The following is a 10,884-nucleotide window of genomic DNA, read 5'->3' as shown; positions in this document are numbered from 1 at the left end:
TCGACGACCGCTCCCCGACCGACGCTGCGGCGACCGCACGGCACCGGCACCGGCGCCGCCGTCCGTGGCTGACCGCGCTGCGCTGGTCCTCGGCGCTGGTGGCCGTGGTCGCCGGTGCGGTGGCCCTGCTGGGACCGGGCGGGCCCGCCGCCGACGAGCCCGGGACGGCGGGCAGCCCGCCGGCGCCGATCGTGACCGAGGTCGGGTCGGGCAACCCCACCGCCCCGGCGCCGGTGTCGGTCGCCGTCCCGAGCGTGGACCTGTCCAGCAGCCTGGTGCCGATCGGCGTGGACACCACCGGCGCCCTGGTGCCGCCCGCGGACTTCCAGCAGGCCGGCTGGTTCTCGGCCGGCGTGGCCCCCGGTGAGGTCGGCCCGGCGGTCCTCGCCGGGCACGTGGACTCCCGGTCGGGCCCGGCGGTCTTCTGGGGCCTGGAGGACATCCAGGTCGGGGCGCAGGTGCTGGTCGGGCGGGCCGACGGCAGCACCCTGGCCTTCACCGTCACCCGCGTGGCCCAGTACCCCAAGACGGCCTTCGCGACCCAGGAGGTCTACGGGCCCACCGTCGACGCCCAGCTGCGGCTGATCACCTGCGGCGGGGAGTTCGACCGGTCCCGGCGCAGCTACACCGACAACGTGGTGGTCTTCGCGACCCTTCAGTGACGCCGGTCGCGGGCACGCCAGCAGGCGGTGTGCCAGTGCCGGCGCAGGTCGACCGAGGACTCGGTGTCCCACGGGTCGAGGTCGGAGTCCCGGGCGTGGACCGGCCAGGCCACGACGTGCGGGGTGCCCGGGCGGATCTCCTGGTCGCAGCCCGGGCAGCGGTAGGCGCGGGTGCTGGCCGCTCCGGTGACCGGGCGGACCACCCAGTCGCCGTCCTGCGCGCTCTCGACCGGCTGGGGGCGGGACAGCGGCGGCCGGCCACCTGCGTGCGGCCGCCGCCGTCCCCTGCCCATGTCGGGGCCGAGGTTACCGGCGGACGTGCTCCCGGAACCCGCGGCCGGTCTTGCGGCCGAGGTACCCCGCGGTGACCAGGTGCTCCAGCAGCGGGGCGGGGGCGAACCCGGGCTCGCGGAACTCCGTGTAGAGCTCGCGCTCGATGGCCAGCGAGACGTCCAGGCCCACCGTGTCCAGCAGCTCGAAGGGCCCCATCGGGTAGCCGCAGCCGACCTTCATCGCCGCGTCGATGTCGTCGGCGGTGGCGTAGTGGGCCTGCAGCATCCGCACGGCGTCGTTGAGGTAGGGGAACAGCAGGGCGTTGACGATGAACCCCGACCGGTCGGTGCAGGAGACCGCGTGCTTGCCCAGCCGGCCGCACACCGCGTGGGCGGTGGCCGCGACGTCGTCGGCGGTCGCCACGGTGGAGACCACCTCGACCAGCTTCATGACGGTGGCCGGGTTGAAGAAGTGCAGGCCGACGACGTCCCCGGGGCGGCCGCTGGCCTGCGCGCACTCGATGACCGGCAAGGAGGAGGTCGTGGTGGCGAGCACCGCACCCGGCTTGCAGACCCGGCCGAGCTCGGCGAACAGCTCCTGCTTGACCTCCAGCGACTCGACCACGGCCTCGACGACCAGGTCGACGTCGGCCAGGTCGGCGCGGTCGGTCGTGCCGGTCAGCCGGGCGAGGACGGCGGCCTTCCCGTCCTCGTCGAGCCGGCCGCGGGTGATCTGCTTGTCCAGGCTCCTCGCGACCGCGGCGAGCACGCCGTCGACCTTCTCCGGGCTGCGGGCCACGACGACGGTGTCGTAGCCGGCCTTGGCGAAGACCTCGACCATCCCGGTGGCCATCGTCCCGGAGCCGACCAGCCCGACCTTCTGCACCGGGCGGGCGCCCTCGGCCGCACCGCCCGGCGTGGGGGTCAGGGCGTCGGGGACCACCTCGGCCGAGTCGCGCCCGGCGTAGGTGTAGAAGCCGCGACCGGTCTTGCGGCCCAGGAGCCCGGCGGTCATCAGCTGCTTGATGATCGGGCTCGGGGCGTGCAGCCGGTCGCGCGACTGCCGGTACATCGTGTCGAGGATCTCGTAGGCGGTGTCGATGCCGATGAGGTCCATCAGCGCCAGCGGGCCCATCGGCAGGCCGCAGCCCAGCCGCATCGCCGCGTCGATGTCCTCGCGGCTGGCGTACTTCGCCTCGTACATCGAGACCGCGTGGTTGAGGTAGCCGAAGAGCAGCGCGTTGGCGATGAAGCCGGCCTTGTCCCCGACCGTCACGTCGGTCTTGCCCAGCCGCTCGGCCAGCGCCTCGACGTCGGCGATGACCGAGGGCTCGGTGACGACGGTGCTGATGACCTCGACCAGCTTCATGACCGGCGCCGGGTTGAAGAAGTGCATCCCGATGACCTTGCTGGGCCGACCGGTGGCCACGCTGAGCTCGGTCACCGACAAGCTCGAGGTGTTGGTGGCCAGGATGGTGTCCGGGGGGCAGATCTTGTCCAGCCGGGCGAAGACCTCGGTCTTGAGCTCCATCCGCTCGGGGATGGCCTCGACGACCAGCTCGGCCTCGGCCAGGTCGTCCAGCGACGTGCTCCAGCGCACCCGGGCGAGCAGGGCCTCGCGGTCGGCGGCGTCGAGCTTGCCGCGCTGCACGGCCTTCTCGGTGGACTGCTCCAGGTGGCCACGGCCGCGCCCGAGGGCCTCCGCGGAGACCTCCACGGCGGTCACGTCCAGGCCCGCCCGGGCGAGCACCTCGGTGATGCCGGCGCCCATCGTGCCCAACCCCACGACCCCGACCTGGCTGAGTTCTCTGGCCACGCTGCCGCTCCCTCGTCCCGGTGCGACCTCGTCGTCGCACCCCGGTCCGGCGAGTCTGCCAGAGCTGGTTACCGGCCGGTAACCACCGCGAGCCGTGAAGCAGGTCTCAGAACAACCGCTGCGTGGGGTCGTCGGTGCCCTTCAGGACGGCGTAGTCCACGGTCAGGCAGTCGATCCCGCGGTCGCGGGCGAGCACCCGGGCCTGGGGCTTGATCTCCTGCGCGGCGAACACACCCTTGACCGGGGCGAGCAACGGGTCACGGTTGAGCAGCTCCAGGTAGCGGGTGAGCTGCTCGACGCCGTCGATCTCGCCGCGCCGCTTCACCTCCACGGCGACCGTCGTCCCCCGGTCGTCCCGGCAGAGCAGGTCCACCGGGCCGATCGCCGTCGGGTACTCCCGGCGCACGAGCTGCCAGCCGGGGCCGAAGGTCTCCACGTGCAGGGCCAGCAGCCGCTGCAGCTCGGCCTCGACGCCGTCCTTCTGCAGGCCGGGGTCGACCCCCAGGTCCTGCCGGACGTCGTGGAACACCTCGTCGATGCTGATGATCAGCTGCTCGCCGGCTTTGTTGGTGACCGTCCAGGTGCCCGGCTCTTCCTTGAGGGTGCAGGGCGGGCTCATCCAGTTCAGCGGCTTGTAGGCGCGGTCGTCGGCGTGCACCGACACCGAGCCGTCGGCCTTGACCAGCAGCAGCCGGGTCGCGGTGGGCAGGTGGGCGGTGAGGCGGCCGACGTAGTCGACCGAGCACGTCGCGATGACCAGGCGCACGGGCGCCGACGCTACCGCGTGCCCCCCTCGGCGTGGATCAGCTCCGACGACCAGCGTGCGTCCTCCGCCACCGACATCGGTGGCGGAGGCTGCACGGTGATGGCGGAGGACCCGTCTCCGCGGAAACTGGGTCAGGCGTTCGCCGGCTCCCGGGTCTCCCCCAGCGAGCGCACCGGGTCGACCGTGGTGGTGGCGGCGTAGACCTCCTCGTCGAGGATGCCCTCGCGCTTGGCCACGATGGTCGGCACCAGCGCCTGGCCGGCCACGTTGGTCGCCGTCCGGCCCATGTCCAGGATCGGGTCGACGGCCAGCAGCAGGCCGACGCCGGCCAGCGGCAGGCCCAGGGTGGACAGCGTGAGGGTCAGCATGACGACCGCGCCGGTGACCCCGGCGGTGGCGGCGGAGCCGACGACCGACACCAGCGCGATGAGCAGGTAGTCGGTGATGGAGAGGTCCAGGCCGAAGAACTGGGCCACGAAGATCGCGGCCAGAGCCGGGTAGATCGCCGCGCAGCCGTCCATCTTGGTGGTCGCGCCCAGCGGGACGGCGAAGGAGGCGTAGGACCGCGGGACGCCCAGGTTGGCCTCGGTGACCCGCTCGGTCACCGGCAGCGTGCCGATCGAGGACCGGGACACGAAGCCGAGCTGGATCGCCGGCCAGGCACCGGCGTAGAACCGCCGCGGCGAGAGGCCGTGCAGCTTCAGCAGCACCGGGTAGACCACGCCGAGCACCAGCACGAGGCCGGCGTAGACCGCGGCGACGAAGACGCCGAGGCTGCCCAGGGACTCCCAGCCGTAGCTGGCCACCGCGTTGCCGATCAGGCCCAGGGTGCCGATCGGGGAGAGCAGGATGACCCACCAGAGGACCTTCTGCACGACCGCCAGCGCGGAGCGGGTGACGGACAGGAAGGGCTCGGCGGCCTCGCCCACCTTCAGCGCGGCGATGCCGACGGCCACCGAGACCACGATCAGCTGCAGCACGTTGAACGACAACGAGCCGTCGGACGAGCCCTGCAGACCCAGGATGTTCGCGGGCACCAGGCCGGTCAGGAAGTCCCACCACGAGCCACCGGTGCCCTCGTAGCCGGCGGCGGAGGCGGCTACCGAGCTGTTGCGGCCGGGCTGGGTCAGCAGGCCCAGCCCGATGCCGATGGACACCGCGATCAACGCGGTGATGGCGAACCACAGCAGGGTCTGGCCGGCCAGCCGGGCGGCGTTCCCGACCTGCTTGAGGTTGGCGATGCTGACGATGATCGCGGTCACGATCAGCGGGATGACGATGACCCGGAGCAGCGAGACGAAGGTCGACCCGATGGTGTCCAGGGTCGAGGTCAGCCAGTTCTGGTCGGTGCCGGCGACGAGCTGGCCGTCGACGTAGCTGCCGGGGACGGTGCCGATGGCGCGGGCCACGAGGCCGAGCGCGACACCGAGCACGAGGGCGATGAGGACCTGGGCCGCGAAGGGCACGCGGCGGAGGCGGGAGAGCACAGGGATGACCTTTCCAACGGGGTGGGGACGTCGGTGCGGGGCGACGTCAAGCCCCGGTGGTCGCCCGACCGAAGTCGACGACCCGCCTGCGGGTCAGCCTCAGGGTCTGCACAGGGAGGTCAACCACGACCGTCGGACCGTGTTCCTGGATGTCGGGGCGATCACTCAGCTGCGGGCGTCGAGCACCGGGACGTCGTAGCGGGCGAAGACTGCATCGGACGTGATGACCGTGAGCCCCTCCACCCGCGCCTGCGCGATCAGCATCCGGTCGAACGGGTCGCGGTGGATCGACGGCAGCTCGGCGAGGGCGGCCAGGTGCAGGTCCTCGACCGGCAGTCGACGGACCCCCGCTCCTCGGGGACCCCGGGCAGACGCGGCACCGGCCGGAGCTTGCCCGGCGAGCTCTTGATGACGATCTCCCACGGCGACACCACCGGCACGACCGAGTCGGCACCGTCAGGTCTCCTCGGGCCCTCGCCCCGCTCGGCGGCGTCCAGCAGCGTGGAGAGCTGGGTCTTCGCCTGGTGGACGCTGGCCGTCTGCAGCTGGCTAGGTTGGCGAGGAACGTGCTCAGTCGGTCCAGTGCGGTGTGCGCTTGCCCAGGAAGGCCGCCATGCCCTCGCGGGCGCCCTCCAGCTGGGACGCCGCGGCCATCGTCTCGACCGCCTGCAGGTAGGCGTCGGCCTCGGGCCGGTCCAGCTGGGCGTACAGCGCCTGCTTGCCCCAGGCCTTGGACGCCCGCGACCCCCGGGTCGCCCGGTGCACCAGGTCGGCGACGGCGGCGTCCAGCTCCTCGTCGGGGACCACCCGGTTGACCAGGCCCCAGTCCAGGGCCGTCCGGGCGTCGATGACGTCACCGGTCAGGGCGAGCTCCATCGCGCGCTTGCGGCCCACGTTGCGCGCGATCGGGACCATCGGGGTGTGGCAGAACCAGCCACCCTTGCCGCCGGGGGCGGCGAACCCGGCCGACTCGGCGGCCACGGCGAGGTCGCAGGAGGCCACCAGCTGCGCGCCGGCCGCGGTGGCCAGCGCGTGGACGCGGGCGACGACGACCTGCGGCACCTCGTGCAGGGTCTGCATGAGCTCGGTGCACAGCGCCAGCAGCGAGCGGACGTCGGCCAGCGGCGCCCCGGCCACGTCGGCGAAGTCGTGCCCGGCGCTGAACACCGGCCCCTCGGCCGCGACCACCAGCGCGGTGGCGTCGCTGGCCGCGACCGTGCGCACCGCGGCCAGCAGCTGGGTCAGGTGGTCCCGGGAGAGCGCGTTGCGCTTCTCCGGCCGGCACAGGGTGAGCGTGACGACGTCGTCGGTGCGCTCCACGCGCGGCGGGTTGCCCATGGCCCGACCCCACCACGCGCAGGTCACCGTGTCGAGGGCGGACGTCGCGGGCATGCAGGCACCCGTGCAGCCCGAACCGGTCACCCCCCTCGCCCCGCGCCCGGTGACCCGGACCGTCTTCACCCAGGGCTGGGCCGACCTCGCCTTCCTGCACTGGGCCGTCGACCCCGCCCTGGTCGCCCCGCACCTGCCGCCGGGCACCCGCCCGGACACCCTCGACGGCGCCACCTACGTCGGCCTCATCCCGTTCCGGATGCGCCGCATCGGCTTCTTCGGCCTGCCCGGCCTGCCCTACCTGGGCTCCTTCGCCGAGACCAACGTCCGGCTGTACTCCGTCGACGAGCGGGGACGGCGGGGCGTGGTGTTCTCCTCGCTGGAGGCCGACCGGCTGCTGCCCGTGCTCGCCGCCCGCTGGGTCGCCCGGCTGCCCTACACGTTCGCCAGGATGAGCGTCCGCCGCGACGGCGACCGGTTCACCTACACCTCCCGGCGCCGGTGGCCGGGACCGCGCGGCGCGCACAGCCGAATCGCCGTCCGGATCGGTGACCGCATCCCCGAGCCCGGCCCGCTGGAGCGCTTCCTCACCGCCCGGTGGGGGCTGCACCGCGGGTTCCTCGGCCGCACCGCCTACTGGCCCAACGAGCACCCGGAGTGGCCGCTGCACCGGGCCGAGCTCGTCGAGCTGTCCGAGGACCTCACCGCCGCCGCCGGGGTGCCCGTGCAGGGCGCCCCCGACAGCGTGCTGTGGACCCCGGGCGTCCCGGTGCGCTTCGGCCCCTGGACCCGGTGAGCGGGGTGCCCTAGGCCGGGACGGGTGCGTCCAGGCCGTTCGCCTCGCGGACGACGTCCACGATCTGGCCCATGATGTCGGTCATCCCGAAGTCCTTCGGGGTGAAGACGCGGGCCACGCCCTGCTCGCGCAGCCGCCGCGCGTCGCCGTCGGGCACGATCCCGCCGACCACCACGGGGACGTCGTCCAGCCCGGCGTCCTTCAGGCCGGCCAGGACGGCGGGCACCACCTGCAGGTGCGAGCCCGACAGCACCGACAGGCCCACCACGTGCACGTCCTCCTCGACCGCGGCGGACACGATCTGCGCCGGGGTCAGCCGGATGCCCTGGTAGACCACCTCGAACCCGGCGTCCCGGGCCCGGACGGCGATCTGCTCGGCGCCGTTGGAGTGCCCGTCCAGGCCCGGCTTGCCGACCAGCAGCCGCAGCCGGCCGCCCAGCTCCTCGCCGGTGGCCCGGACCCGCTCGCGGACCTCGGCGAGCGAGCCGTCGGCCTCCCCGGTGGTCGCCGCCGAGACGCCCGTGGGCGCGCGGTACTCGCCGAACACCTCGCGCAGCGCGCCGGCCCACTCCCCCGTGGTCACGCCCACCCGCACGCAGGCCAGCGTCGCGGCGACCAGGTTCTCCTCGGTGCCGGCGACCCGCTTCAGGTCCTCGAGCGCCTGCGCCACCGCGGCGTCGTCCCGCTCCGCCCGCCAGGCGCGGACGGCGTCCTGCGCGGCGGCCTCCACGGCCGGGTCGACGGTCTGGATCGCGGTGTCCAGGTCGGCGGTGAGCGGGTTGGGCTCGGTGGACTCGAACTTGTTGACCCCGACGACGACGTCCTCGCCGCTCTCCATCCGGCGGCGGCGCTCGGCGAGCGAGGCGACCAGCTGGCCCTTCATGTAGCCGGACTCCACCGCGGCGACCGCACCGCCCATCTCCTCGACCCGGGCCATCTCGGCGCGGGCACCCTCGAGCAGCTCGCCGACCTTGGCCTCGACGACGACCGAGCCGGTGAACAGGTCGTCGTGCTCGAGCAGGTCGGTCTCGTAGGCCAGCACCTGCTGCAGCCGCAGCGACCACTGCTGGTCCCAGGGCCGGGGCAGGCCCAACGCCTCGTTCCAGGCCGGCAGCTGCACGGCGCGGGCCCGGGCGTCCTTGGAGAGGGTGACGGCGAGCATCTCCAGCACGATGCGCTGCACGTTGTTCTCCGGCTGCGCCTCGGTCAGGCCCAGGGAGTTGACCTGCACCCCGTAGCGGAACCGCCGGTGCCTGGGGTCGGCCACGCCGTAGCGCTCCCGGGTCAGCTCGTCCCAGAGCTGGGTGAAGGCGCGCATCTTGCACATCTCCTCCACGAACCGGACGCCGGCGTTGACGAAGAACGACATCCGGGCCACCACGTCGCCGAACCGCTCCTGGGGCACCTGGCCGGAGTCGCGCACGGAGTCCAGGACGGCGATCGCGGTGCTCATCGCGTAGGCGATCTCCTGCACCGGCGTGGCCCCGGCCTCCTGCAGGTGGTAGCTGCAGATGTTGATCGGGTTCCACTTCGGCATCGCCGTCACCGTGTGGGCGACCATGTCGGTGATCAGCCGCATGCTGGGCGCCGGGGGGAACACGTAGGTGCCGCGGGACAGGTACTCCTTGACGATGTCGTTCTGCGTGGTGCCGGCCAGCTGCGCGACGTCGGCGCCCTGCTCCTCCGCGACCACCTGGTAGAGCGCCAGCAGCCACATCGCGGTGGCGTTGATGGTCATCGAGGTGTTCATCTCCGCCAGCGGGATGCCGTCGAAGAGCGCCCGCATGTCACCGAGGTGGCTCACCGGGACGCCGACCTTGCCCACCTCGCCGGTGGCCAGTGCGTCGTCGGGGTCGTAGCCGGTCTGGGTGGGCAGGTCGAAGGCCACCGACAGGCCGGTCTGGCCCTTGGCCAGGTTGCGGCGGTAGAGGGCGTTGGACTCGGCCGGGGAGGAGTGGCCCGCGTAGGTGCGCATCACCCACGGGCGGTCCCGGTCCTTCGGCGCTGAAGGGGTCGGCATGTCCGCGGAGTGTAGGGCTACTGGCGGGTAACCACAGTGTCGTCCGCCTCACGCAGTGGCACACTCGGTTGCATCCCGCACACCCTGGAGGAGCCCCCGTGCCCATCGACGCCGGCAGCCTGCACTACGCCGTGGGCCCGGTGATCGCGTTCATCGTGCTGGCGATCATCGCGGTCTTCCTGCGCTGGGCGTTCGCCTCCTCGACGCCGAAGAAGGCCACCCGGCCCTCCGCCGAGGACGGCCTGCTGACCCGGGTGGCGACGCTGACCCGCAAGGACTCCGCGCTGGCGCTGCGGGCGGTGCTGTCCGACGCCGGCATCCGCTCCACCGTGCGCTTCCCCGCGCCGCACCGGGCCGACGTCCTGGTGTTCCCCGAGGACGCCGCCCGCGCCCGGGCCCTGGCGGGGACGTTCCAGAACTAGGGACCCGCTCAGTCCCGGTCGCGGTGGGTGCGCTCGATGGTGGCGCCCAGTCCGCGCAGCTGCTCCACGAAGTCGGGGTAGCCCCGGTCCACGTGGTGGACGTCGGCCACCTCGGTGACCCCGTCGCTGCACAGGCCGGCCAGCACCAGCCCGACCCCGGCCCGGATGTCGGTGGCCAGCACCGGGGCGCTGGAGAGCCGCTCGCGCCCCCGGACCACCGCGTGGTGCCCGTCGATGCGCACGTCGCCGCCGAGCCGGACCAGCTCGTTGACGAACATGAACCGGCCCTCGAACACGTTCTCGGTGATCAGCGCGGTGCCGGTGGAGACCGCGGCCAGCGCCACGGCCATCGGCTGCAGGTCGGTCGGGAACCCCGGGAAGGGCAGGGTCACGACGTCGACGGCGGCCGGCCGCTCGGTCATCACCACCCGGATGCCGCCCTCGACCTGCTCCACGGTGGCCCCGGCCATCGTCAGCTTGTCCAGCGCGACCGACAGGTGCTCGGGGACCGCCCGCTCCACGACGACGTCCCCCCGCGTCATCACCGCACCGACGGCCCAGGTGCCGGCCACGATCCGGTCGGGGACGGTGGTGTGGGTGACCGGGTGCAGCTCGGTCACGCCCTCGACGGTGATGGTCGAGGAGCCGGCCCCGGAGATGCGGGCGCCCATCTCGGTGAGCATCGTGCAGATGTCGACGATCTCGGGCTCGCGGGCGGCGTTGTCGACCACGGTGGTGCCCTCGGCGAGGACGGCGGCCATGACCAGGTTCTCGGTGGCCCCGACCGACGGGAAGTCCAGCCAGATCGAGGTGCCCACCAGCCGGGGCGCGGTGGCGATGAGGAAGCCGTGCTCGCTGCGCACGGTGGCCCCCAGCTTCTCCAGGCCGGCCACGTGCATGTCCAGCCCGCGCGAGCCGATCGCGTCGCCGCCGGGCAGCGCGACCTTGGCCTGGCCGCAGCGGGCGACCAGGGGGCCGAGCACGCTGATCGAGGCACGCATCCGGCGCACGAGGTCGTAGTCGGTCTCGCTGGAGGGGTCCTCGGGCACGTCGACGACGAGCCGGCCACCCCCGCCCCCGCGGCCGTCGGCGTAGCGCTCGAACTCCACGCCGCAGCCGAGCCGGCGCAGCACCTCGCTCATGATCGCCACGTCGAGGATGTCGGGGACCTCCTCGATGGTGGTCCGGCCGCTGGCCAGCAGCGCCGCCGCCATCAGCTTGAGCGCGCTGTTCTTCGCACCGGTCACCCGCACGCGTCCGCGCAGCGACGTCCCGCCGGTCACCTCGAAGCAGTCCACCGCACAACCCTAG

General features: G+C 73.2%; 11 protein-coding genes. 3 read left to right on the top strand and 8 right to left on the bottom strand.

The window, feature by feature from the left end; genetic code table 11:
* A partial coding sequence (locus NH342_RS12715; RefSeq protein ID WP_308200650.1) for a class F sortase occupies positions 1-662 on the top strand: 662 nt, incomplete at its 5' end.
* Here NH342_RS12715 and NH342_RS12710 read toward each other — a convergent pair.
* The 6 genes from NH342_RS12710 to NH342_RS12685 all read right to left on the bottom strand — a co-directional run bounded on the left by NH342_RS12710 (position 656) and on the right by NH342_RS12685 (position 6,395).
* Positions 656-955 carry a hypothetical protein gene (locus NH342_RS12710; RefSeq protein ID WP_253015244.1) on the bottom strand — a complete coding sequence of 100 codons (300 nt, stop codon included), beginning with the start codon at positions 953-955 and terminating at the stop codon, positions 656-658. The two genes, NH342_RS12715 and NH342_RS12710, sit on opposite strands and share 7 nt — an antisense overlap.
* A gap of 13 nt (positions 956-968) precedes the next feature.
* Entirely contained in the window at positions 969-2,750 is a 1,782-nt protein-coding gene (locus NH342_RS24230; protein WP_253015243.1) for a 3-hydroxyacyl-CoA dehydrogenase family protein, read from the bottom strand.
* Between the two features lie 106 nt (positions 2,751-2,856).
* Positions 2,857-3,516, bottom strand: coding sequence for an endonuclease NucS (nucS, locus tag NH342_RS12700; RefSeq protein ID WP_253015242.1), 660 nt, complete (start codon positions 3,514-3,516; stop codon positions 2,857-2,859).
* 131 nt (positions 3,517-3,647) lie between these two features.
* The gene (locus NH342_RS12695) at positions 3,648-5,003 is read right to left on the bottom strand and encodes a dicarboxylate/amino acid:cation symporter (protein WP_253015241.1); all 1,356 of its coding nucleotides are present in this window, start codon (positions 5,001-5,003) and stop codon (positions 3,648-3,650) included.
* A 165-nt stretch (positions 5,004-5,168) separates the two neighbouring features.
* Positions 5,169-5,426, bottom strand: a complete 258-nt coding sequence (locus tag NH342_RS12690) for a type II toxin-antitoxin system VapC family toxin (protein WP_253015240.1) — start codon at positions 5,424-5,426, stop codon at positions 5,169-5,171.
* Between the two features lie 147 nt (positions 5,427-5,573).
* Positions 5,574-6,395 (bottom strand): enoyl-CoA hydratase-related protein, encoded by an 822-nt coding sequence (locus NH342_RS12685; protein WP_253015239.1) that lies wholly within the window; start codon positions 6,393-6,395, stop codon positions 5,574-5,576.
* Here NH342_RS12685 and NH342_RS12680 point away from each other — a divergent pair.
* A complete protein-coding gene (locus NH342_RS12680; protein WP_253015238.1) occupies positions 6,394-7,131 on the top strand; it encodes a YqjF family protein in 738 nt (245 codons plus the stop codon). The two genes, NH342_RS12685 and NH342_RS12680, sit on opposite strands and share 2 nt — an antisense overlap.
* A gap of 10 nt (positions 7,132-7,141) precedes the next feature.
* On the opposite strand, the gene NH342_RS12675 is transcribed toward NH342_RS12680, so the two are convergent.
* The gene (locus NH342_RS12675; RefSeq protein ID WP_253015237.1) at positions 7,142-9,151 is read right to left on the bottom strand and encodes a methylmalonyl-CoA mutase family protein; all 2,010 of its coding nucleotides are present in this window, start codon (positions 9,149-9,151) and stop codon (positions 7,142-7,144) included.
* A 98-nt stretch (positions 9,152-9,249) separates the two neighbouring features.
* Between NH342_RS12675 and NH342_RS12670 the strand changes: the two genes are divergently transcribed.
* Complete coding sequence (locus NH342_RS12670) at positions 9,250-9,573, top strand: hypothetical protein (RefSeq protein ID WP_253015236.1); 324 nt, start codon at positions 9,250-9,252, stop codon at positions 9,571-9,573.
* Positions 9,574-9,581: 8 nt separating this feature from the next.
* Here the strand turns inward: NH342_RS12670 and murA are convergent, their stop codons facing one another.
* Positions 9,582-10,871 carry a UDP-N-acetylglucosamine 1-carboxyvinyltransferase gene (gene murA, locus NH342_RS12665; RefSeq protein ID WP_253015235.1) on the bottom strand — a complete coding sequence of 430 codons (1,290 nt, stop codon included), beginning with the start codon at positions 10,869-10,871 and terminating at the stop codon, positions 9,582-9,584.
* Positions 10,872-10,884: the final 13 nt, after the last annotated feature.

Origin of the sequence: Klenkia sp. PcliD-1-E, assembly GCF_024124375.1 — a bacterium.
Taxonomy (GTDB): domain Bacteria; phylum Actinomycetota; class Actinomycetes; order Mycobacteriales; family Geodermatophilaceae; genus Klenkia.
This window is presented reverse-complemented; position numbering and strand designations above follow the sequence as displayed.